The sequence below is a fragment of the Stenotrophomonas sp. PI_27 genome, from assembly GCF_027854495.1.
Classification (GTDB): Bacteria; Pseudomonadota; Gammaproteobacteria; order Xanthomonadales; family Xanthomonadaceae; genus Stenotrophomonas; species Stenotrophomonas pavanii.
In genome coordinates, this window is record NZ_JAJNOF010000008.1 from 132,253 (window position 1) to 156,159 (window position 23,907).

A 23,907-nucleotide genomic window follows, 5' to 3' on the forward strand; every position below is an offset into this window, starting at 1 on the left:
GCGCGCTCCGTTCGGTACGGGCAGTAGCGCCACGCCATGCGTGGATAGACGATCACACCACCGTCGGCGTGTCGTCCGCGTCGCGCGCCAGCAGGCTGCCGGCAAACAACGCAGCCAGCAGCACGGTCAGCCCCCCCCAGAACGCGGAGTAGAACGCCAGGTGCGTGTTGAGCGGGAACACCGTCACCGCCAGCGCCAGCATCGCCGGCCGGGCGCGGTCGCGCGCGGCTGCCGGAGCGTACCGCCAGGCCCGCCAGGCCTGCGCCACCGCCGCCAACCACAGCAGCAGGCCCAGCACGCCGGTCTCGGCAAGGATTTCCAGCACGATCTGGTGGGCGTGCAATGCCGGTTGATGGCCCCACACTGCCGGGCCATCCTCGGCGACGCACGCCGGATATGCATCGCGGAAGCCACGCGCACCGACGCCGTTGACCGGATGTTCCTCGATCATGCACACGGCCGCCTTCCAGATGCGGGCACGCCCCGAGAGTGCCTGGTCGACCCCCTGCCCATCTTCGTTCCAGGCCTGCGCCGTACGCGCAACCCGTTCGCGCAGCTGCGGCGCGCCCGCGGTCAGCGCCGCAGCGCCCAGCGCCGCCAGCAGGGCCAGCAGCAGCAGCCGCTTCCCGCCGAACTGGCGCACGCCGCTGTAGGCCAGCACCAGCACAAAGGTGATCCACGAGGCACGCGAACCGGCCAGCAGCAGCACGCACCCCAGTGCGGCGGCAGCCAGCAGCCAACCCGCATTGCCAAACCGCCGTGCCATCGGCAGCAGCAGGAACGGTGACAGGCTGGCCAGCACCTGGCCGAACTTCAGGTTGCACGGCCCGAGCGCGCCACTGAGGCGGTCGGCCAGCGCGGCTTCGTCAGCCGGGCACAGCGCGTGGCCACTCACGGCCAGCTTCAGGTGTTCCAGCGACCAGAACCAGGGGCTGGTGCCGGCCAGCGCCTGCACCAGCGCGTCCAGCGTCCACGCGCCGGTGATCAGCGCCAGCCCGCCAAAGGTCAGCCGCCGCCGCTCCGGTGTGGCCACTGCGATCGCCACCAGCCACATGAAGGGCAGGTAGCGCAGGCCAGCGGCGGCCTTGGTCCACGAAGCGGAAGGATCGATGGCGTCGAAGGCCGAGAACGCCTGCGGCAGCCAGTAGCCGAGGAACAGGATCGAGGTCAGCGCCCAGGCTGCCGTGCTCAACAGGTGCGGGCGGCGCTGCAGCCGGCGCATGACCATGCGCGCGGCAGCGTACAGCGCGCCCAGTCCGAGCACGGTTTCGGCGATGCCCGGCAACGGCCACATCGCCACGTACGCGAGCACCCACCAGGGTGCCCAGCGCCCGGCGCGGTCGTCGCGCACCAGGACGGAAGGGTCAGCCGGCGAGGTCGGCATAGAGGCGGAGCGTATCGCGCTGCATGGCCTGCAGGGTAAACGGGATACGGGTCGGCAAGGACGGCGGCTGCGCCAGCAGGGCCAGCGCACGTTCACGCAGTGCGCGCGCGTCGCCGAGCGGTACCGCACCGCTGGGCTGCAGCTGCTGCAGCAGTTCGCCGACGCCGCCGTGGTTCCAGCCCAGCACCGGGCGGCCGACCGACAGCGCCTCGACCACGGTGCGGCCAAACGCTTCCGGTTTGTCCGACAGCTGCAGCACCAGATCGCTGGCGGCGTAGGCCTGGGCGATACGTGCGGTTGGCGTGCTGATGTGCAGCGCCTCGGTTACGCCCAGGGCCGCAGCCTGGCGGCGCAGGTCGGCCACGTAGGCCTCGCGCCCGGGTTCGTCGGTGCCCAGCATCCACAGCTGGGCAGGCACGCCGGCGGCACGCACATCGGCCAGCAGCTGCAACGCGTGGGCGTGGCCCTTCAGCCGGGTGCCGCGCCCCGGCAGCAGCAGCAGCGGGCCGTGCACCTGCGCCAGCCAGGGGTAATCGGCCGCCAGGGCCAGCCGCGGGCGGCGGTCGGCGCGCGCCACGCGTGGGAACTGGCCGACATCCACACCCCGCGGTATGACCTGCAGGTTGTCTTCCGGCACCGTCGGGTAGTGGCGCTGCACGTAGGCGCGCACGGTATTGGACACGCAGATCACGCGTTCGCCGCTGGTCATCACCGCGCTGTAGCGGCTGGGCGAATTCAACCCGTGCACGGTGGTCACCCAATGCGGGCGCTGCGCGGCAGGCAGGGCACGGATCGCATAAAGGCCCAGCCACGCCGGCAGCCGCGATCGGGCATGCACGATATCCGCGCCCACCTCGGCAAACAGCCGACGCAGGGTCGGCAGATGGCGCAGGGTCAGGAGCGACTTGCGGCCAATGTCCAGGGTGAGGTGCTCGGCACCGCTGTCCAGCAGCGGCTGCACCAGGCGGCCGCCGGCAGACACCACCAGCGCGCGATGGCCTGCGGCGACCAGGGCCGCAGCGATTTCCAGGGTCGAGCGCTCGACACCGCCGGAGTGCAGCGCCGGCAGCAACTGCACCACGGTCAATCGGCGCATCGAAAGGGCCGCCGTTTAGTCGGCCAGCACGAACACGGAACCGCAGTAGGGGCACTGCGCTTCGCCGTTGGGTTCGTCTTCGATCGGCAGGTACACCCGCGGATGCGAGTTCCACAGCGCCATTTCCGGGGTCGGGCAGCTCAGCGGCAGATCGCTGCGGTGCACGGTGTAGCGCTTCTCGGCGTTGGCGGGCGCGGTGGCGGTATGGCTCATGGCGGATGTCGATGAACGGGTTGCGAGGCCTGTGATTCTAGCATCTGGGCCGCGCCGACATTGCGCCGCAACGGGCCATTGCGCGCGGCGGGCGGTCCTTCGCAGCGCCCCCTGCGCGCCGGGCCGCTGTACCCGCTCGATTCACGCGGGGGTTGCGGCAGGTTCGCCGGCCAGAATCGGTCCCGACGATATTTCCCGCATTTGGATCGAACTAAATGGCACTTGTCAGCGCGCGGCGGCTGTTGCAGGATCGGCCCAGGTCACCACCGACCTGCTCACTCCGACCCGATCGCATGGCCCGCCCCCACCGGACCGGCATCGCCTCTTCCACTGCCATCCTGGCGGGCGGAGCGATGCTGCCCGTGGTGTCCGCCGATGCGGGTGCTACCCGCCGCCAGCCCTTCCGGGAGACTCTTGCATGACCCTGTCCGATCCACGCCGCGCCCTGCTTCCGCTCGCCCTGGCCCTGGCCTGTGCGACCACTGCGATGCCGGTGCTGGCACAGGGGCTGCAGACCTCGTTCGAACCGGGCGAACCGGCCCCGACACAGGCCGCCGGCGCACTGCAGGTCACGATCGGCAATGGCCCGGCCGCGCCCTACACCGCCAAGCGCAACGCCGGCTACAGCGGCCTGCATGCGCTGCACTACAGCAGCGAGGGCGGCAGCGCGCGGCGCGAACTGTTCAGGACCGACCTGCCGATCGAGGCCGATACCACGCTGTCGTGGCTGGTGCTGCCGGAAATCGTCGGCGGCGACAGCGTGGCCTCGACGTATGTCTCGCTGGACCTGCTGCTGGACGACGGCAGCCGCGTATCGGCCGGTGCAGCGCGCGACCAGCATGGCGTGGCGATCGGCGCGCGTGCGCAGGGCGAGTCGAAGACGCTGTACCCGCAGCAGTGGGCACGCAAGGCGGTGCGGCTGGGCGAGGTGCCCGCACTGAAAGGCCGCCGCGTGGTGGCGATCGAGCTGGAGGTGGCCAGTGCCGAAGGTGCACCGGTCTCCGGCTGGATCGACGACGTACGCCTGGACGCAGTGCCGAGGCAGCAGCCACAGCGCGTCTCCGACTGGGTGCTGACCACCCGCGGCACCCAGGCCAATGGCACGTTCTCGCGCGGCAACAATTTCCCGGCCACGGCGGTGCCGCACGGGTTCAACTTCTGGACCCCGGTGACCGACGCCGGCGCGCTGAACTGGCTGTACCGCTGGAACGAGCAGAACGATGCACAGAACCGCCCGCAGCTGCAGGCCCTTGCACTGAGCCACCAGCCCAGCCCGTGGATGGGTGACCGCCAGACCTTCCAGGTGATGCCTTCGGCCAGCCGTGGCGTGCCGGACGCCGACCGCCGCAAACGTGCGCTGTCGTTCGACCGCCGCCATGAAAGCGCGCGCCCGTATCGCTATGACGTGCGCTTCGACAATGGCATCGCTGCTGCCATCGCGCCGACCGATCATGCCGCGCTGTTCCGTTTCGAGTTTCCCGAGGATGGCGATGCCAACCTGCTGTTCGACAATGTCGATGCGCGCGGTGGCCTGAGCCTGGACCCGGCGACGCAGACCCTCAGCGGCTACACCGATACGCGCAGCGGCCTGTCCAACGGCGCCAGCCGCATGTACGTGGTGGCCAGCTTCGACAGGCCCTGGCGCAGCAGCGGTCGCATCGACACCGGGCGCCCGACCGGCTACATCAAGTTCGATGCCGGCAGCGACCGGCGGGTGACGATGCGCATCGCCACCTCGCTGATCTCGGTGGAGCAGGCGCGGCACAACCTGGCGCTGGAAATCGCTTCAACCGACACGTTGGAGAGCGTGGCCGGACGCGCGCAGGATGCGTGGGACGCACGCCTGGCCCGCTTCGACATCGGCGATGCCAGCGACGACCAGAAGACCACGCTGTACTCCAGCCTGTACCGGCTGTACCTGTATCCCAATTCCGGGCATGAGAACGCCGGCAGCGCGGCCGCGCCGGACTGGCGTTACGCCAACCAGGCCAGCGCCAGCGACGACAACACCGAGGGCAGCGCGAACCGCAGCTTCACCGGCGTGCGCGATGGCAAGGTGTTCGTCAACAACGGCTTCTGGGACACCTTCCGCACCACCTGGCCGGCGTATGCCCTGTTCACGCCCGACGATGCCGGGCAGATGGTGCAGGGCTTCATCGAGCAGTACCGCGCCGGCGGCTGGATCGCGCGCTGGTCGTCGCCGGGCTACGCCGACCTGATGGTCGGCACCAGCTCGGACGTGGCCTTCGCCGATGCCTGGCTGAAGGGCATCGGTGGCTTCGATCCGGCCGAGGCCTACGCCGCCGCGCTGAAGAACGCGACCGTGGTCCCGCCCGATCGCCATGTCGGCCGCAAGGGCATGGACCGTTCGACCTTCCGTGGCTACGCCAGCGCGGACGTGCACGAAGGCATGTCGTGGACGATGGAAGGCGCGCTCAATGACTTCGGTATCGCCAACATGGCCGATGCGCTGGCCAGGCGCGTGGCCACGCCGGCCGCACGCGAGCGCTACCGCACCGAGGCTGAGTACTTCCGCTATCGCGCCGCCAGCTACGCGACGATGTTCGATCCGGCCGCCGGCTTCTTCCAGGGCCGCAACGCCGATGGCCAGTGGCGCGTGGACGCCAAGGACTACGACCCGCGCGTGTGGGGCCATGACTACACCGAATCCAACGGCTGGACCTTCGCCTTCACCGCCGCCCACGATGGCGAAGGCCTGGCCGCGCTGTACGGTGGCCGCGACAAGCTGGCGGCGAAGCTGGATACCTTCTTTGCCACGCCGGAAACCGCCGCCCCCGCGTTCGCCGGGTCCTACGGCGGCACCATCCACGAAATGACCGAAGCGCGCGATGTGCGCATGGGCATGTACGCGCACAGCAACCAGCCGGCGCACCACATCCCGTGGATGTACCTGTACGCCGGGCAGCCATGGAAGACCCAGCAGCACGTGCGCGAGATCCTGTCGCGGCTGTACGTCGGCAGCGAGATCGGCCAAGGCTACCCGGGCGACGAGGACAACGGCGAGACCTCGGCGTGGTACGTGCTGGCGTCGCTGGGCCTGTACCCGCTGCGCATGGGCGCCCCGGAGTACGTGATCGGATCGCCGGCCTTCCGCCACGCGCGGGTGGAGCTGCAGGGCGGCGCGGTGCTGACCGTGAACGCGGCCAACAACTCGCGCGAGAACGTCTACGTGCAGTCACTGAAGATCAACGGCACGCCGTGGACGAAGACCTGGGTGCCGCACGAGCTGATCGCCAAGGGCGCGACGCTGGACTTCGAGATGGGCCCGCAACCGTCGCGCTGGGGCAGCGGCGCCGATGACGTGCCGCGCTCGTTGACCGCGCGCGGCCAGCGCCCGCAACTGCTGCACGACCTGCTCGGCAGCGGCGCGGAGGCGGCGTTGGCCGATGGCCGCGCGCTGCCGGCGCTGGTCGATGACGATGCGGCCACCAGCGTGGGCCTGGGTGGCGGCGCAACGATCACGCTGACCGGCCTGGGCGACGGCACGCCGACGATGTACACCCTCACCAGCGGTGACGGCCGCATCCAGGGCGGTGAATGGACGCTGGAAGCGCGCAACGGCAACGGCCGCTGGACCGTGCTCGACCAGCGCAGCGGCGAAGCCTTCGAGTCTGCCCGCCAGACCCGTCCGTTCCGCATCGCCCGGCCAGGCCGCTACGATGCGTACCGGCTGCGCCTGGCCGCCCCCGGCCGGCTGCCGCTGGCGGAGATCGAACTGTTGGCGCCCAGCGCCGTACAATGAACCCCATGCGCTACCGTCTGTTGCCCCTGGCCCTTGTTGCCCTTTCCTTCCCCAGCTTCGGCCAGACCCAGGCCTTCGACGCGCAGCTGACCCGCGACGGCGTCACGCTGAACTACCAGGACGCCCGGGGTGCCCTGGCCGCGCCGCAGCGCAAGCGGATCATCGATACGTTCTACTTCGCCTACCTGCGCGAACGTGCGGACTTCCACCCGGCCGCGCCGGCGATGGTGCGCATCGTGATCGATCCGGGCTACACCGGCATCGCTTTCGTCGGTGACAAGGACCAGGCGGCGACGATCACCATCAACCCCGGCTGGTTGGCGCAGCATCCCAACGACATCGACCTGGTCACCCATGAAGCCATGCACATCGTGCAGGGCTACCCGGGCTATGGCGATGCGCGGGTGCCGGGCTGGCTGGTGGAAGGCATCGCCGACTACGCGCGCGACCGCTACGGCATGGATAACGCCGCTGCCGGATGGGCACTGCCGGGCAAGGTCGAGAAAGGGCAGAACTTCGACAGCGGCTACCGGGTCACCGGCGCGTTCCTGAAGTGGGCCGACGCCGAACACCCGGGCCTGGTGCTGGCACTGGACACGGCCCTGCGCGACGGTCGCTATGCACCGGCACTGTGGCAGAAGCACACCGGCAAGGCGCTGCCGGCGCTGTGGGCGCAGTACGCCAAGCCGCGTTCGGATGCACCGCCGCCGGCGCCTGCACGCCGCGGCAAGCGGCGCTGACGCCCAGGTACCACCGGTTCGCCGGGCATTGCCCGGCGCCGTCGTCTACGCCTCAGCGCGACTGCACGAAACCGGCGTACAGCGCGAACAGCTGCTGGAAGTACCGCCGCGTCAGTCGATTGCGCATGACACCCTCGCCCATGAGAAGTTGGTCGGGCCCAGGGTGGGAAGGCCGGTCCGGTCCCTTCCCACGGCCGGGCCGCGTGGGCGTATTGGGCCGCAACGGCGTTGCAGGGAAATGACCGGGCGGCGTAGCGCGTGTGGCACAGACCGGGGTAGAGCCGGCCGCTGGCCGGCTGCCGTCGCGTGCCTGGACATCATTGCGGTTGCCGGCCAGCGGCCGGCACTACCCGTGTCCGCCGCGCGGAAACAGAAACGCGCCCCGTAGGGCGCGTTCTGCAGATCGAACCGGAAAGAAGGCTTATGCCTTCTTTTCCGCTTCCAGCTGCTTCCTGATCTGCGCATCGACTGCGGCAATCGCAGTCATGTTCAGGATCCGGCGCGAGGTCGCGCTGGTGGTCAGGATGTGCACCGGCTTGTTCACGCCCATCAGGATCGGGCCGATCGCCACGCCATCGGTGAACACGCGCACCAGGTTGTAGGCGATATTGGCCGCTTCCAGGTTCGGCAGCACGAACAGGTTGGCGCGGCCCTGCAGGGTCGAGCCCGGCAGCAGCTTCTGGCGCAGCGCTTCGTCCCACGCGGTGTCACCCTGCATTTCGCCATCCACGTTCAGACGCGGGTTGCGCTTGAGCAGCAGCTCACGCACCTGGCGCATCTTCAGCGCATCCTTCGAATCATGGCTGCCGAAGTTGGAGTGCGACAGCAGCGCCACCTTCGGCTCGATGCCGAACAGCTTCATGCGGTAGGCCGCCTGCAGGGTCGCTTCGCACAGCTGCTCGGCGGTGGGGTCTTCCTGCACGTGGGTATCGACGAAGAAGAACACGCCCTGCTGGTTGATCACGCCGGTCATCGCCGAGGTCGAGGTGACCTTCGGCTCCAGCGGCAACACGCTGCGCACGTAGCCCAGCTTCTTGTGGAAGCGGCCGACGATGCCGGTCAGCATCGCATCGGCTTCGCCACGGGCGACCATCACTGCGGCGATCAGGGTCGGGCGCGAACGCATCAGGTTCTTCGCCGCGGCCACGGTCACGCCGCGGCGGCCGGTCAGGCCGTGGTAGTACTGCCAGTATTCGTTGAAACGCGGGTCATCGTTGATGTTGGTGACTTCAACGTTCTCGCCGATCTTCAAGCGCAGGCCGAGGCGCTCGATGCGCGACTCGATCACTTCCGGGCGGCCGATCAGGATCGGGTGCGCCAGGCCGTCATCGACCACGTTCTGCACCGCCTGCAGCACCACTTCCTCTTCGCCTTCGGCGTACACCACGCGCTGCTTGTCGCTGCGCGCGCGGTCGTAGACCGGCTTCATCATCAGGCTGGTGCGGTAGACGAACTGGGCCAGCTTGTCGCGGTAGGCGCCCATGTCGTCGATCGGGCGCGAGGCCACGCCCGAGTCCATCGCGGCCTGGGCCACGGCGGCCGACAGTTCCACCAGCAGGCGGCGGTCGAACGGACGCGGGATCAGGTATTCACGGCCGAAGCTCGGCGTCTCGCCACCGTAGGCCGAGCCCATGTCGGTGGCGGCACGGCGGGCCAGCGCGGCGATCGCACGCACGCACGCGATCTTCATTTCCTCGTTGATCGCAGTGGCGCCCACGTCCAGCGCGCCACGGAACAGGTACGGGAAGCACAGCACGTTGTTGACCTGGTTCGGGTAATCCGAACGGCCAGTGCCGATGATCGCGTCCGGACGCGCGGCGCGCGCCACCTCAGGCATGATTTCCGGGGTCGGGTTGGCCAGGGCGAAGATCACCGGGTCCGGCGCCATGGTCTTGACCATGTCGGCGGTCAGGATGCCCGGCGCCGACAGGCCCAGGAAGATGTCCGCGCCGTCGACGATCTCGGCCAGGGTGCGCTTGTCGGTGTCGCGCGCATAGCGCTGCTTTTCCGGGTCCAGGTCGGTGCGGCCGGTGTGGATCACGCCCTCGCGGTCGAAGGCCAGGATGTTCTCCGGCTTCAGGCCCAGCTGCACCAGCATGTTCACGCAGGAAATGCCGGCCGCGCCCATGCCCGTGGTCGCCAGCTTCACTTCCTCGATCTTCTTGCCGGTGATCGCCATCGCGTTGAGCACCGCCGCGCCGACGATGATCGCCGTGCCGTGCTGGTCGTCATGGAACACCGGGATCTTCATGCGCTCGCGCAGCTTGCGCTCGACCACGAAGCACTCCGGCGCCTTGATGTCTTCCAGGTTGATGCCGCCGAAGGTCGGCTCCAGCGAGGCGATGATGTCGACCAGCTTGTCCGGGTCGGTTTCATCCACTTCGATGTCGAACACATCGATACCGGCGAACTTCTGGAACAGCACGCCCTTGCCTTCCATCACCGGCTTGCCGGCCAGCGCGCCGATGTTGCCCAGGCCCAGCACCGCGGTGCCGTTGGAGATCACCGCCACCAGGTTGCCGCGGGCGGTCAGCTCGCTGGCCTGCTGCGGATCGGCCTTGATCGCTTCACAGGCATACGCCACGCCCGGCGAATACGCCAGCGACAGGTCGCGCTGGGTCAGCATGGGCTTGGTAGCGGAAACCTTGATCTTTCCCGGCGGGGACATCCGGTGGTAATCGAGGGCGGCCTGTTTGAAATCTTCGTTGGACATCGATGTGGGTTACATGAATGGGCAGAAGGGACAGGGGATCATACCCCCGTTGGAGCGTCTGGACCTGTCGCTATCCTGTCGCAACCATGCTGCGACCGCACAATTCCGTGCCGTATGCGACCGGAGCCCAGACCAGCATCGGCGCTGCCCATGACAGCCATGGGACGCCCTGAAACGCCGCGGGGCCGCCCCACTGTCGTGGCCGGCCCCGCGGTACCACACACCTGAATCAGCCCTTGGCCGGCAGCGCCTCGGGCAGTGCATCGACCGGCGGCGGCAGCTCGCTTTCGCGGCCATCCAGCGCCAGCTGCAGGCGGTTGCGGTCCAGCGCGCCTTCCCAGCGCGAGACCACCACGGTGGCCACGGCATTGCCGATGAAGTTGGTGAGCGAGCGGCATTCGCTCATGAAGCGGTCCACGCCCAGGATCAGCGCCATGCCGGCCACCGGCACTTCCGGCACCACCGCCAGGGTGGCGGCCAGGGTGATGAAGCCGGCACCGGTGACGCCGGCCGCGCCCTTGGAGCTGAGCATGGCGACCAGCAGCAGGGCGATCTGGTGGCCCAGGGTCAGTTCGGTGTTGGTGGCCTGGGCGATGAACAGCGCCGCCAGGGTCATGTAGATGTTGGTACCGTCCAGGTTGAACGAGTAACCGGTCGGCACCACCAGGCCCACCACCGACTTGCTGCAGCCGGCGCGTTCCATCTTCTCCATCAGCGACGGCAGCGCCGACTCCGAGGAGGAGGTGCCCAGCACCAGCAGCAGTTCGGCCTTCAGGTAACGGGCCAGCTTGAACACCGAGAATCCGCACAGGCGGCAGACCAGGCCCAGGATCACCGCCACGAACAGGAACGCGGTGAGGTAGAACGAGCCCACCAGCCAGGCCAGGTTGATCAGCGAACCGACGCCGTACTTGCCGATGGTGAAGGCGATCGCACCAAAGGCGCCGATCGGGGCCGCCTTCATCAGGATGTGCACCAGCTTGAACACCGGGGCGACCAGCGCCTCCAGGAAGTTCAGCACCGGCTTGCCCTTCTCGCCCACCATCGCCAGCGCGATGCCGAACAGCACGGCCACGAACAGCACCTGCAGGATGTTGCCGTCGACGAAGGCGCTGAGCAGCGTCTTCGGGATGATGTCCATCAGGAACCCGACCAGGGTCAGGTCGTGCGACTTCTCGACGTAGCTGTGCACCGCGGTCTGGTCCAGCTCGGCCGGGTTGATGTTCATGCCGGCGCCGGGCTGCACCACGTGCGCCACGATCATGCCGACGATCAGCGCCAGCGTGGAGAAGAACAGGAAGTACGCCATCGCCTTGGCGAACACCCGGCCCACGGTGCGCAGGTGGGTCATGCTGGCGATGCCGGTGACGATGGTGAGGAAGATCACCGGCGCGATGATCATCTTCACCAGGTTGATGAAGGCATCGCCCAGCGGCTTCATCTTTTCGCCGATCAGCGGTTCGTAATGGCCGAGGATGGCGCCCAGGACGATCGCCACGATCACCTGGAAGTACAGCTGGCGATAGATCGGCAACGGCTTTGCAGGCGCCGGGGCTGCGGTCGGGATGTGCATGGCGGACTCCGGAAGGGGCGTTTTCAGGCACGTACGGCCCCGGGACTGCACGGGAACCGTTACCGTGGAAACTGATCGCAGCGCCTGCACGGCACGCGCAACGCTGAGACCAATGGACGCCTTTGTACGCGCCGGGCACGCCAGCGCAGATAACCTATTGGTACTAGCCCCCCGGTTCAGGTGGCACGGGTGCCTACACTGGCGCCGCACCGCCCGATCCCGGGGAACCTGGTGGCCCGGGCTGAACCGCTGGGCATGTCTTTGCGAAAGTTCCGGCCCTCGCGGCCGTTGATGTCCTGTCCACCTGCAATCCGAGAGAGCCGCACCCAACATGCGCCCGAATCCCACCCTGCTGGCCCTGTCGCTGGCCGCCCTTCCCGCCTTCGCCTCCGCTGCCGACTTCGACAACTGGCCGACCAAGTACACCTTCGGCGATGGCACCGAGCTGGCGGCCACCGCCAACATCGCCTACGACTACAACGACTTCTCCTCGGCCAGTGGCCTGGAAGACGACGATGCCGTGCGCCGCAAGGAATTCGGCGCGACGCTGAAAAAGAAGGGCGTCTACGACGCGATGGTGTACTACGACTTCCAGGCCGACACCTGGCTGGACGTGTTCGTGCGCTTCGAAAGCAAGGCCTTGTTCGGCCGTGACGTCGGCCGCTTCCGCTTCGGCTACATGAAGACCCCGGTCGGCCTGGATGCGAACACGTCCTCGCGTGCCGGCAGCTTCCTGGAGACCTCGCTGCCGGTGCAGGCCTTCTACGAAGGCCGCCGTACCGGTGTGGAGTGGGTGCTGGAACGGCCGCAGTACCTGCTGCAGGCCGGCGCCTATGGTGGCAAGGACCTGCAGGGCGACAATCCCGGCACGACCCAGGCCGTGCGTGCGGTGTGGACGCCGGTCAAGGCACCGGGTGATGTGATCCACCTGGGCCTGGCCTACTCGCAGGAAAACCCGCGTGGCTACAGCGATGGCCGCGACGTGCACCATGAGGCCAGCGCGCGCCTGCGTGCGCGCCCGGAAGCCGGCCTGACCGACATCCGCTACGTCGACTCCGGCGCGCTGGTCACCGCCGACCAGATCCGCCGCACCGGCCTGGAAGGCATCTGGATCCGTGGCCCGTTCTCGCTGCAGGCCGAGGCGCTGCGCGCCACGGTCACCCGCCATGACGGCAAGCCGGACTACACCGGCAGCGGCCAGTACGCGATGGCCAGCTGGGTGCTGACCGGCGAGTCGCGCCCATACAACGCTGGCGCGGTGGCCAACATCAAGCCGGCGCACAACTACGGCGCGGTCGAACTGCTGGCCCGATACAGCCGTCTCGACCTGGACGATGGCAGCATCCTCGGCGGCCGCCAGCACGACCTGACGCTGGGCGCGAACTGGTACCTGACCAGCCACTTCAAGTTCCAGGCCAACTACGTGAAGGTCGACGCCAGCCGTCGTGGCGTGCACAGCACGCCGGAGATCTTCGAACTGCGCGCGCAGATGCACTTCTGACCCCTTCCACGTCAGACCCCGGCGGGCGTGCACGCCACGCCCGCCGGCCCTGCGTAGACTGCCGCCATGTACTGGCTCAGACGCCACCGGATGCTGCTGCTGACCCTGCTGGTGATGGTCGGTGGCACCCTGCTGTGCGCGATTGCAGCCGGCCACTATGCGTGGCGCCAGGCGCTGGCCAGTGAAAGCGCCCAGGTGCAGCGCCAGCTGCAGCTGTATGGCCAGGGCCTGCAACAGCGCATCGACCGTTTCGGCACCCTGCCGCAGGTGCTCGCGCTGGATCCGGACCTGCTGCAGGCGCTGCGCGTGCCCCCTTCCCCCGCCGAACGGCAGCGGCTGAACCTCAAGCTGCAGCGCGCCAACGAAGTCACCCGCACGTCCACACTGACCCTGGTCGGCCACGATGGCGTGGCGGTGGCCGCCAGCAACTGGGACCAGCCGACCAGCAACGTTGGCGAGAACTACAGCTACCGGCCCTATTACCGCCAGGCCCTGGCCCAGGGCCGTGGACGCTTCTACGGCATCGGCATGACCACCGGCGTGCCCGGCTACTACCTGTCCCAGGCGATCGAGGAAGGCGGCAAGCGGCTCGGGGTGGTGGTGATCAAGGTCGAACTGTCCGCACTGGAGCAGGAATGGTTGAGCAGTCCGGACGTGGTGCTGGCCAGCGACGACCACGACGTGGTCTTCCTCGCCAACCGTGACAGCTGGCGCTACCGGCTGCTGCGCCCGCTCGGGGACATCGAGCGCCGTGAAATGCTCGACAGCCGCCAGTACGCCGATCGATCACTGCAACCGCTGCGCGCGCGCACCGAAGACCTGCTGGCCGACGGCGGGCGCATGGTGCGGCTGCTGGACCCGGCGCTGGCGCAGCCCATGCTGTGGCAGACCCTGCCGCTGCCCGTCGAAGGCTGGAACCTGCACCTGCTGCACGATGCAGGGGCGGCCAGCGGTGCAGGACGCGATGCCGCGCTGGCCGGCGGCGCAGCCTGGCTTGCGCTGGGCTTCCTGACGCTGTTCGTGCAGCAGCGGCGGCGCCTGGCCAAGCATCGCCTGCGCAGCCGCCGCGAGCTGGAAACCCTGCTCAAGCAACATGCACAGGAACTGCGCACCGCGCAGGACGGCCTGCTGCAGGCGGCCACCGAGGCCGACAGCGGCCTCAGCCGCAGCCTCGAACACCTGCCGCAGGGCGTGGTGGTGATCGACCGGGAACTGCGCCTGGTCGCGTGGAACTCGCGCTATCTGGAACTGTTCCGGTTCCCGCCGGAGCTGGTGCGGGTCGGCCGCCCGATCGAGGAACTGTTCCGCTTCAACGCCCGTCGCGGCCTGCTCGGCCCCGGCCCGGTGGACGAAGCCATCGAGCGCCGCCTGAATCACCTGCGCAGCGGCCGCCCACACATGCGCGAGAGCGAAAAAGACGACGGCACGGTGCTCGAAATCCGCGGCAACCCGCTGCCCGACGGCGGCTTCGTCACCAGCTATGCCGACATCACCAGCTACAAGAACGCCGCGCGTGAACTGCGCTCGCTGGCCGATGCGCTGGAACACCGCATCGCCGAGCGCACCCGCGACCTGGACGAAGCTCGCCGCGAGGCCGAGCAGGCGAACCGCTACAAGACGCGATTCGTCGCCTCGGCCGTGCACGACCTGCTGCAGCCGCTCAATGCAGCGCGCATGTTCGTCTCGGTACTGCGCGGCAAGCTGGGCGACCCGGCGCAGCAGCAGACCGCCGACCATATCGACGCTGCATTGGCCGCGCAGGATGCGATCCTCAACAGCCTGCTGGATATCTCGCGGCTGGAATCAGGATCGCTGCAGGTCCGCGTGCGCGCGTTCGCGATTTCACCGCTGCTGGAAACCCTGGCACGCGAGTTCGGTATCGCTGCTCAGAGCCGCGGCCTGCAACTGGACTGGGTGGACACCCGCGCGGTGGTGGTCAGCGATGAAGCGCTGCTGCGCCGTATCCTGCAGAACTTCCTCTCCAACGCGCTGCGCTACACGCCACGTGGGCGTGTGCTGATCGGCTGCCGTCGCGCAGGCGACCAGCTGCGCATCGAAGTGCACGACCAAGGGCCCGGCATTCCGGAAAGCCTGCAGGGCGAGATCTTCGAAGAGTTCCGTCGCCTGAACGATGGCGTGGAACAGGAACGTGGCGCCGGCCTGGGCCTGGCCATCGTCGAACGCATCGGCCGCCTGCTCGGCCACCGCATCAGTCTGCGCTCGACCCTGGGCAGGGGCAGCGTGTTCGCCGTGAGCGTGGCACTCGGGCGCGCCGACGATGTGGTGGCAACCACCGCAGCGCCGGTCGTGGCGAGCGAACCCGCCGACGACAGCCCGCTGCGCCAATGCCGGGTGTGGAGCATCGACGACGATCCCCACGTCTGTGCAGCGACCCGCGCGTTGCTGGAACGCTGGAGTTGCCAGGTGGAGCTCGCCGACGGCCCGCAGGGCGCCCTGGAAATCGCCAGCGCCTTGAACGTGCCGCAGTTGCTGCTGCTGGACGTGCGCATGGGGCAATGGCACGGGCCGGACCTGTATGAAGCGCTGTGCACGCTGTGGAAGGCACGGCCGCCGGTGATCCTGGTGACCGCCGAGCGTGATGAGGCCCTGAAGGCGCATGCCGCCGAACACGGCTGGGGCTTCCTGCACAAGCCCGTGCGACCGCCTGCGTTGCGGGCCCTGATGACGCAGTTGCTGTTGCGGCATCGGGGATAGGACGACTCCGCGGCGCGCGCCGCCGTGCCACGGCGCGAGAGGCGGTGCCCTTCGCAGATTCCCTACCGAACCCCAGACGTCTTCGCACACCATCTCTGGGTGGGAAGGAATGCCCCGCGTCGATAGGCAGGCAAGGGGAGATTCCGAGCAGAGAAAGGGCAGTCTCCTGACTGACCAGCGCCACCGAGGAACGGAAGATTCCCGCATTCGATGATCGACAGACCGTACTGGCGAGAGCCACAGCCTACGGCCGAGGATTCCGCATGCCCTGCCCTTACCCATCCATCGCCCTCCTCCGAGGCCGCCATCACATCACAGCGCTGCTCTTCTGCCTGTGCTGCGCGGGGTGCATCGCTGACAGAGCTTCAGCGCCCGACATCAAACACCTGTCAGAGGAGGCGGCATCCAGCCCCGAGGTGCAGGACCTGACCCGCCACTATCGGTCAGCACTTGAACGTGCGATGGCTCAGGAAGGTGTACTTGAAGGTTTTTCATGCGGCCTGAGCATCTGCATCGGTCTCGTCCGGAGCGGAAGCCTCGCCGGTCATGAAACTTGGAGCCGCAGGTTTGCGTTGGATGCGGCCGCCCCCACCTACAGCTACGCTGACGCGTCTGAGGATTCCAGGATGGGATACGAGAACAGATTCATCTTTTCGACCGATCCGGCACTGCGCGCGATCAGCGGCAACTGACACGCCGCATTCCGTTTTCGCCCCGGCGCCGTTCATTCAACCACTCCGAAGGTTCCGGACACCACTGGGGGGGCGTGCGGCCCACCCGGGTCAGCCGTCCATCCCTGCCCGCGCGTCGCCTTCCGGTTCCAGCGCCTTCACCAGCACCGCCGCCTGCGTGCGGCTATGGCATTCGAGTTTCTTCAGGATGGCAGTGACGTGCACCTTCACCGTGTTCTCGGCCAGGCCCAGCTCGTAGGCGATCTGCTTGTTGAGCAGGCCATCGGCCAGGCACAGCAGCACGCGGAACTGCTGCGGGGTCAGCTGGGCCAGGCGGCTGGCCAGCAACGCGTCGGCCTCCGAGCGCTCGGCGGCCATCGCCGGGAACCACAGGCCGCCGTCGAGCACTGCCTGCACGGCCTCGCCGATGGTTTCGGCCGGGGCCGACTTCGGGATGAAACCGGCCGCGCCGAACTGCTGGGCGCGGCGGATTACCCGCGGGTGGTCGTTGGACGAGAGGATCACCACCGGGATGTCAGGATGCGAGCCACGCACGTGCAGCAGCGCGGAAAAGCCATGGGCGCCAGGCATGGTCAGGTCGAGCAGCACCAGGTCCACGTCCGGCTGTGCGTCGAGCGCCTCGGCCAACGCATCGGCACTGGCCACCTCGCGCACCTGCGCCAGCGGCAGGCTCTGCCGCAGTGACTGCACCACCGCCGAACGCAGCAGCGGGTGGTCATCGGCGATCAGGATGGTGTATTCGCTCATGCCGCCATTGTACGGGCAGGTCGCCGCGTCAGCGCCCGGCCGGCTCGACGCTGCTGTGCCAGGCATCGAGGAACTGGCGGCGCTTGAGCGCATCCAGGTACACCAGCAGGCCTGGGCCCAGCTGGATCGGGCGGCGGCTGCGCCCAGGCGCATGGTCGCCACGCGCATTACCGGTCACGATCGGCATCAGGCGCGCTTCCCGCGACAGCACCTGCTGGCCACGCGGCGACAGCAGGTAGTCGAGGAAACGCCGCGCCTCCTCCGGATGCGGGCCGGTACGCGGAATTACCGCGGTGCGCAGCACCACCAGCGTGTAGTCCTCGGGTTCGATGATGCCCAGGGGCGCGCCTGCGTCGATGCGGGCCTGCGCGTAGGAGCCAAGCACGTTGTAGGCCAGCGACAGCTGGCCGCTGGCCACCCTGTCCAGCAGCACGCCGGTGCGCTCCTCGCGCACCACATCGTTGTCGCCGAGTGCGCCCAGCAGCGCACCGGCAATGCTGCCGCGCTGCGCATCCTGTGTCGCCAGCAGGTAGCCGACACTGCTGCGCTCGATGTCATAGGTGCCGACCTTGCCGCGCAGCGGTGCGCCCTCGGCGCGCAGCCGGTCGAGCAGCTGGCGGCGCGTGTGTGGTACCTGCGCCGCCGGCAGCGCGCGGGTGTTGTACACCATCACCACCGGCTCATAGCTGATCCCGAACGCCTCGCTGCGCCACTGCGCCCAGGCCGGCAACGCGGCGGTCTGCGCCGAGCGGTGCGGCAGCGCGTGGCCATCGTTGACCAGCTTGGTCTGCAGGTCCATGCCGCTGGAGATCAGCAGGTCCGGCGAGGCCGGTCCCGTACGGTCGTGCAGGTACCGCGCGTACAGGTCCTGGGTGATGATGTCCTCGTACACCACCTCGGTCCCGGGGTGCAGGCGCTGGTAGTCGGCGATGACCACTGCGAACACTTCAATATCGGTCGTACCGTGGATGCGCAGCTGCGCGGTGGTTCTTGCCTGTGCCGGGAAGCGGCGCACCTCACCCGGCGCGGCCAGCACCGGCAGGGCCAGCAGCAGGGCAACGGCGATGGCGAACAGGCGGATCATGCGCGGCTCCGGGGCAGGCGGATGGTGGCGATCAGTCCACCCTGCGGGCGGTTGCTGAGGTCGATGCGGCCGCCATGGCTGTCGACCACGCGCTTGACGATGGCCAGGCCAAGCCCGGCACCGCCGGACGGCGCGCCCTCGCCGCGCGCGAAGCGCTCGAACACGCGCTCGGCATCGGCCGCAGCGATGCCAGCGCCATGGTCGGCGATGGTCAGCACGGCCTGCCCGCCCTCCACGGTCAACGCGATCTGCAACGGGCCGTCGCCGCCATACTTCAGTGCGTTGTCCACCAGGTTCTTGATCGCCTCGCGCAGCAGCAGCGCATCACCGTGCACCTGCACCGGCTCGGCGGTCATCGCCAACTGCACGCGCGGTGCCGGGCCGGCCTGCGGCAGTGCTTCATGCAACGCCTGGTGCACTGTCTCGGCCAGGTCCACCGCCGCAAAGCGCTGCAGGTGCGAACGATGGATCACGCTGGCATCGCTGAGCAGCTGGTTGAGCAGGCGGCTCATGTGCGTGGCGTTGCGCTCGATCGCCTGCAGGCTGCGCCGCATGTCCTCTGGATCATCGTCATCCAGCGCCAGCTGGGCCTGCGCGCGCAGCGCGGCCAGCGGCGTGCGCATCTGGTGTGCGGCCTCGGCCATGAAGGCGCGCAGTGTCTCGTTGCTGCTGGACAGGCGTTCCATGAAGCGGTTCAACGCGGCCACCATCTGGTCCATCTCGCGCGGCACGCGGGCGTCCAGCGGCTTCAGGTCGGAGGGCTCGCGGCGCGACAGCTCGCGCTCCACCCGCACCAGCGGCCGGAATGCGCGATGCACGCCGAACGCCACCAGTGCCAGCAGCAGCCCGGACAGCACGCCGATCGCCAGCAACGCGCGGTTGACCATGTCCTGCGCGACGGCTTCACGCGCGCGCCGGGTCTGGCCGACCTGCACCTGTACCTCGCCCTGCGCCGAGGCCGCGGCGAAGCTGCGGCCGACCACCACGAAGCGCACGGTTTCACCGCTGTAAGCTGCATCGAACAGCTGCGGCTGCGTACCGGGCCGGCGCGGCGGCGCCGGCAGGTCGCCGTAGCCGGTGATCAGCGTGCCGCGGCTGTCGGCGACCCGATAGAACACGCGGTCTTCCGGGGCCATTGCCAGCAGGTCCAACGCTGCGTACGGCAGGTCGACCTGCCAGTGGCCATCGACCAGGGCCACCGAATCGGCGATGGACAGTGCCGAGGACACCAGCAGGTGATCATAGGATCGGTTGGCGGCACGCTGGCCATAATCGCGTGCGGCAAACAGCAGCGCCACCGCGAACACGGCCAGCAGCGCGCCGAGGTAGAGCAGCAGGGTACGCCGCAACGACCCCGGCGCCACGTTGGCGGCGCGCGTGTCAGCCGTCTGCATCGGCAGCGCCATCACTGGCTTCCAGCAGATACCCCACGCCGCGCACGGTGGTAATGCGCAGCGGCGCGCCTGCCAGCTTCCTGCGCAGCCGCCCCACATACAGCTCGATCGCATTCGGTCCGGCCTCGTCGTCGAAGCCGAACAGGCCGTTGCCGATCTCGTCCTTGCCCACCACCTGGCCAAGGCGACCCACCAGGATCTCCAGCAGGCGGTACTCGCGGTTGGGCAGTTCGATCGGCTCACCGTCGAGGCTGACCCGGTGCGCCGCATTGTCGAACTGGAAGCCGCCGATCTGCACCACTTCGCTGGCCTGGCCACGCGCGCGCCGCAGCAGCACGCGGCAGCGCGCTTCGAACTCGCGGAAATCGAAGGGCTTGCCCAGGTAGTCGTCGGCGCCGACATCCAGCGCCTGCACGCGATCCTCGATGCCGTCACGCGCGGTCAGCATCAGCACCGGCGTGCTGTCGCCACGCTCGCGCATGCCGGCCAGCACGCGCAGGCCGTCGAGCTTGGGCAGGCCGATATCCAGCACCACCAGGTCGAAGTTCTGGTAGCGCAGCACGCTGGCCGCGGCCAGTCCGTCGGCCTGCCAGTCCACCGCGTGCCCACTGCGGCGCATCCGGCGGATGATCGCATCGGCCAGGTCCGGATTGTCTTCGACCAGCAGCAGGCGCATGGGCACAGGTGTGGGAGGGGAAACGAATGCTACCGCATGCCGCCACCGCGCTTGCCGGGCGTGGCCCAGTGAGCGCAGCGGCCGGTTTTACGCTGCACCGCACAAACCGTTGACAGGACGATGACAGCTTGCCCGACCCAGACTGCGGCCGCGCACCGTCCGGTGCCCACGATTGCCGCGCGCCTGGCGCGCACCTGGGAGGGTTTGTGGAATTCACGTTTGCCTGGCGGCGTCCTGTCGCCATGATGGCGCTGGCTGCCCTGTCGGCGCCGGCCTTCGCTGCCGAAGACGACCGTCCGGTCACCGCCACCCTCGGTGGCCGCCTGCACCTGGACTTTGCCAGTTTCGACAACGACAACCGCGGTACCCCGAACAAGGACGACACCGAGATCCGCCGTGCCTGGGTCGATGTATCGGGCAAGTTCTTCGTGGTCGACTACAAGCTGGAAGCCGACTTCTCCGGCGACCGCGTCGAGGCGAAGGACGTGTACCTGGCCCGCAGCTTCGGCAAGGTAGGCAAGCTGACCGTGGGCCAGTTCAAGCAGTACTTCTCGCTGGATGACCGTACCAGTTCCAACTACGGCACCTTCCTGGAGCGCGGCAACGCCGGCACCACGCTGGCCCCGCTGTACCGCCTGGGTGCCTCGTGGCAGTCCAACCCCGGCGACTTCACCTGGGCAGCCAGCGTCTACAGCCTGGAGAGCATCGACGCCTGGCAGGTGAAGGGCCGTGCGGCCGGTGGCCGCGTCACCTGGTCGCCCTCGCCCAGCGACGGGGACGTACTGCACCTGGGCCTGTCGCTGGCCCGCGAGGCGTATGACAACCCCGGCGCCAATGGCGTGCCCGGCCTGCGCATCCGCCCGCGCCCGGCCGGGCACCTGTCCGACGAGAGCCGCCTGACCCTGGTCGACTTCTCCGCCGGCCGCGATACCGACGTCAACAAGTGGTCGCTGGAATACGCGCAGGTGCGCGGCCCGCTGTCGTGGCAGGGCGAGTTCAGCGGCGCCACCTTCGATGACGGCGCCCAGCGCGGCGACGTGATGGCCGCCTACGGCATGCTCAGCTGGTTCGTCACCGGCGAAAGCCGCGCCTATGACCGCAAGACCGGCCGCTTCGCGCGGGTGAAGGACATCCGCCACAAGGCCGGGGCCTTCGAAGTGGCGCTGCGCTACGACCAGATGTGGGGCGCACAGCACCTCGACGGCGCGCCGGACCTGCGCCGTGGCAGCACTGAGGCGTGGACGCTGGGTGGCAACTGGTACCTGCGCGACAACCTGCGCTTCATGCTCAATGTGATCGAAAGCCGCAACCGCGACCGCCTGGCCGGAGTCACGGTGGACCGCACGCGCGCGGTCACCGGCCGCCTGCAGTACGACTTCTAGGCCTGACATTCCGGGCGCGCGGCGCCCGGCCCCTTCCACTCCCCACGTCCTGTTTTCGCAAGGAGTCCGCAGATGATGCTGAGCATCCTCGGCTTTGGCATGGTCATTACGTTCATGTACTTGATCATGAGCAAGCGCCTGTCGCCGCTCGTCGCCCTGATCACCATTCCCATCCTGTTCGCGCTGATCGGTGGCTTCGGTGCCGGCATCGACGAGATGATGCTGGAGGGCATCAAGAAGATCGCGCCGACCGGCGTGATGCTGATGTTCGCCATCCTCTACTTCGGGGTGATGATCGACGCTGGCCTGTTCGATCCCCTGGTGCGGGTGATCCTGCGCTTCGTCAAGGGCGACCCGATGAAGATCGTGCTTGGCACCGCGGTGCTGGCGATGCTGATCTCGCTCGATGGCGACGGTTCGACCACCTACATGATCACCGTCTCGGCGATGCTGCCGCTGTACCAGCGGCTGGGCATGAACGCACTGAACATGACCTGCGTGACCATCCTCGCCGGCGGCGTGATGAACCTGACCCCGTGGGGCGGCCCGACCGCACGCGCGGCCACCGCGCTGCACGTGGACCCGGCCGATGTGTTCGTGCCGCTGATCCCGTCGATGGTGATCGCCTGTGCCGGCGTACTGCTGCTGGCCTGGTACCTGGGCCTGAAGGAACGTCGTCGCCTCGGCGTGGTGACCCTGCCCAAGGGCGGCAGCTGGATGGACAACAGCGTGTCCGATGACAGCAATCCGCTGCCGACCGTGGAAGACGCCGAAGACATCAAGCGCCCGAAGCTGCTGTGGGTCAACCTGGCGCTGACCGTGGCGCTGATGACCGCGCTGATCATCGGCGTGCTGCCGATGCCGGTGCTGTTCATGGTCGGCTTTGCCATCGCCCTGGTGATCAACTACCCGAACCTGGCCGAGCAGCGTCGCCGCGTGGTCAACCATGCCGGCAACGTGCTGTCGGTGGTGTCGCTGATCTTCGCCGCAGGCATCTTCACCGGCATCCTCAACAACACCGGCATGGTCGAAGCGATGTCGCACAGCTTCCTGGCGGTGATTCCGGAATCGTGGGGCCCGTACCTGGCGGTGATCACCGCGGTGGCGTCGATGCCGTTCACCTTCTTCATGTCCAACGACGCGTTCTACTTCGGCGTGCTGCCGATCCTGTCCGAGGCCGCCGGCAACTACGGCATCACCCCGATGGAAATGGCGCGCGCCTCGCTGGCCGGCCAGCCGGTGCACCTGCTCAGCCCGCTGGTGCCGTCCACCTACCTGCTGGTGGGCCTGGCCAAGGTCGAATTCGCCGACCACCAGAAGTTCACCCTGAAGTGGGCCATCGCCATCTCGATGCTGCTGATGATCGGCAGCCTGCTGTTCGGCCTGTATCCCCTCGCCGCCTGACCCTTTGCCAAGGAGCCTTCTGCAATGACGCTTCGAATCGCTTACGTCACCAGTGGAATGGGCAGTGTCGGCACTGCCATCTGCCAGAGCCTGGCCCGCAGCGGCCACACCGTGGTTGCCGGCTGCGCGCCGAACTCGCCGCGCAAGGCCAACTGGCTGCGCGAGCAGCGCGAACAGGGCTTCGACTTCATCGCCTCCGAAGGCAACGCGACCGACTGGGCCTCGACCAGCGCGGCGTTCGCCAAGGTCCGCGCCGAAGTCGGTGAGGTCGATGTACTGGTCAACAACTCCGGCGGCAGCCGCGACCTGCTGTTCCGGCAGATGACGGTGGAGGACTGGAACGCGGTGATCGCCTCCAACCTCAATGCGCTGTTCAACCTGACCAAGCAGGTAGTCGACGGCATGGCCACGCGCGGCTGGGGCCGCATCATCAACATCGGCTCGGTCAGCGCCCACAAGGGCCAGATCGGCCAGGTGAACTACGCCACCGCCAAGGCCGCGATGCATGGCTTCAGCCGTGCACTGGCCGCCGAAGTGGCTTCGCGCGGCGTCACCGTCAACACGCTGTCGCCGGGCTACATCGCCAGCCAGGCGATCAGCAGCTTCCCGCCGGATGTACTGGACCGGCTGGCGGCCTCGGTGCCGGTGCGCCGCCTGGGTCGCCCCGAAGAAGTGGCCGGCCTGTGCGCGTGGCTGGCCTCGGATGAAGCCTCGTACGTGACCGGCGCCGACTATCCGGTCAACGGTGGCCTGTACATGGGGTGAGCCCTCCTCCAGGCAGCGCGTGGACCGCCTCCCCCACGGAGTGCGCGGGGCCGGTGAACCTTCGC

At 68.3% G+C, this 23,907-nt stretch carries 17 protein-coding genes; 8 read left to right on the forward strand and 9 right to left on the reverse strand.

What is annotated here, in order from left to right; translation table 11 throughout:
- Positions 1–52: 52 nt before the first annotated feature.
- The 3 genes from LRM18_RS12405 to LRM18_RS12415 are packed head-to-tail and all read right to left on the reverse strand — an operon-like array spanning position 53 to position 2,693.
- Positions 53–1,384 (reverse strand): O-antigen ligase family protein, encoded by a 1,332-nt coding sequence (locus LRM18_RS12405; RefSeq protein WP_057494586.1) that lies wholly within the window; start codon positions 1,382–1,384, stop codon positions 53–55.
- Positions 1,365–2,480 carry a glycosyltransferase gene (locus LRM18_RS12410; protein WP_270954731.1) on the reverse strand — a complete coding sequence of 372 codons (1,116 nt, stop codon included), beginning with the start codon at positions 2,478–2,480 and terminating at the stop codon, positions 1,365–1,367. Before LRM18_RS12410 ends, LRM18_RS12405 begins: the two co-directional genes overlap by 20 nt.
- Before the next feature lie 15 nt (positions 2,481–2,495).
- On the reverse strand, positions 2,496–2,693 hold the full coding sequence (locus tag LRM18_RS12415) for a zinc-finger domain-containing protein (RefSeq protein ID WP_005410967.1): 198 nt from the start codon (positions 2,691–2,693) through the stop codon (positions 2,496–2,498).
- Positions 2,694–3,111: 418 nt separating this feature from the next.
- Between LRM18_RS12415 and LRM18_RS12420 the strand changes: the two genes are divergently transcribed.
- The gene (locus LRM18_RS12420) at positions 3,112–6,456 is read left to right on the forward strand and encodes a GH92 family glycosyl hydrolase (protein ID WP_270954732.1); all 3,345 of its coding nucleotides are present in this window, start codon (positions 3,112–3,114) and stop codon (positions 6,454–6,456) included.
- On the forward strand, positions 6,453–7,196 hold the full coding sequence (locus tag LRM18_RS12425; RefSeq protein ID WP_150827019.1) for a basic secretory protein-like protein: 744 nt from the start codon (positions 6,453–6,455) through the stop codon (positions 7,194–7,196). The genes LRM18_RS12420 and LRM18_RS12425 overlap by 4 nt, the downstream gene beginning before the upstream one ends.
- 421 nt (positions 7,197–7,617) lie before the next feature.
- Here the strand turns inward: LRM18_RS12425 and LRM18_RS12430 are convergent, their stop codons facing one another.
- Complete coding sequence (locus LRM18_RS12430) at positions 7,618–9,909, reverse strand: NADP-dependent malic enzyme (RefSeq protein ID WP_053461346.1); 2,292 nt, start codon at positions 9,907–9,909, stop codon at positions 7,618–7,620.
- 229 nt (positions 9,910–10,138) lie between these two features.
- Positions 10,139–11,482, reverse strand: a complete 1,344-nt coding sequence (locus LRM18_RS12435) for a dicarboxylate/amino acid:cation symporter (protein WP_006468434.1) — start codon at positions 11,480–11,482, stop codon at positions 10,139–10,141.
- Positions 11,483–11,813: 331 nt separating this feature from the next.
- Here LRM18_RS12435 and LRM18_RS12440 point away from each other — a divergent pair, with 331 nt between their 5' ends.
- From LRM18_RS12440 to LRM18_RS12450, 3 genes are all read left to right on the forward strand, one after another.
- Positions 11,814–12,983, forward strand: a complete 1,170-nt coding sequence (locus LRM18_RS12440; RefSeq protein WP_049469977.1) for a porin — start codon at positions 11,814–11,816, stop codon at positions 12,981–12,983.
- A 66-nt stretch (positions 12,984–13,049) separates the two neighbouring features.
- Positions 13,050–15,698 carry a PAS-domain containing protein gene (locus LRM18_RS12445; protein ID WP_270954733.1) on the forward strand — a complete coding sequence of 883 codons (2,649 nt, stop codon included), beginning with the start codon at positions 13,050–13,052 and terminating at the stop codon, positions 15,696–15,698.
- A 263-nt stretch (positions 15,699–15,961) separates the two neighbouring features.
- Positions 15,962–16,390: a hypothetical protein gene (locus LRM18_RS12450; protein ID WP_270954734.1), complete on the forward strand. Its 429-nt coding sequence runs from the start codon at positions 15,962–15,964 to the stop codon at positions 16,388–16,390.
- A gap of 90 nt (positions 16,391–16,480) precedes the next feature.
- On the opposite strand, the gene LRM18_RS12455 is transcribed toward LRM18_RS12450, so the two are convergent.
- From LRM18_RS12455 to LRM18_RS12470, 4 genes are read right to left on the reverse strand one after another with little or no spacing between them, the layout of a single operon-like run.
- Positions 16,481–17,137 carry a response regulator transcription factor gene (locus tag LRM18_RS12455; RefSeq protein WP_049469997.1) on the reverse strand — a complete coding sequence of 219 codons (657 nt, stop codon included), beginning with the start codon at positions 17,135–17,137 and terminating at the stop codon, positions 16,481–16,483.
- Between the two features lie 28 nt (positions 17,138–17,165).
- The gene (locus LRM18_RS12460) at positions 17,166–18,221 is read right to left on the reverse strand and encodes an ABC transporter substrate-binding protein (RefSeq protein WP_270954735.1); all 1,056 of its coding nucleotides are present in this window, start codon (positions 18,219–18,221) and stop codon (positions 17,166–17,168) included.
- Positions 18,218–19,627: a sensor histidine kinase gene (locus LRM18_RS12465; protein WP_049469987.1), complete on the reverse strand. Its 1,410-nt coding sequence runs from the start codon at positions 19,625–19,627 to the stop codon at positions 18,218–18,220. Before LRM18_RS12465 ends, LRM18_RS12460 begins: the two co-directional genes overlap by 4 nt.
- A complete protein-coding gene (locus LRM18_RS12470) occupies positions 19,602–20,291 on the reverse strand; it encodes a response regulator transcription factor (protein ID WP_053461353.1) in 690 nt (229 codons plus the stop codon). The genes LRM18_RS12465 and LRM18_RS12470 overlap by 26 nt, the downstream gene beginning before the upstream one ends.
- Positions 20,292–20,533: 242 nt before the next feature.
- On the opposite strand from LRM18_RS12470, the gene LRM18_RS12475 reads away from it, so the two are divergent.
- From LRM18_RS12475 to phbB, 3 genes are all read left to right on the forward strand, one after another.
- Complete coding sequence (locus LRM18_RS12475; protein WP_270954736.1) at positions 20,534–21,673, forward strand: porin; 1,140 nt, start codon at positions 20,534–20,536, stop codon at positions 21,671–21,673.
- 75 nt (positions 21,674–21,748) lie between these two features.
- Positions 21,749–23,077, forward strand: coding sequence for a CitMHS family transporter (locus LRM18_RS12480; protein WP_270954758.1), 1,329 nt, complete (start codon positions 21,749–21,751; stop codon positions 23,075–23,077).
- A gap of 24 nt (positions 23,078–23,101) precedes the next feature.
- A complete protein-coding gene (gene phbB, locus LRM18_RS12485) occupies positions 23,102–23,842 on the forward strand; it encodes an acetoacetyl-CoA reductase (protein WP_005419193.1) in 741 nt (246 codons plus the stop codon).
- Positions 23,843–23,907: the final 65 nt, after the last annotated feature.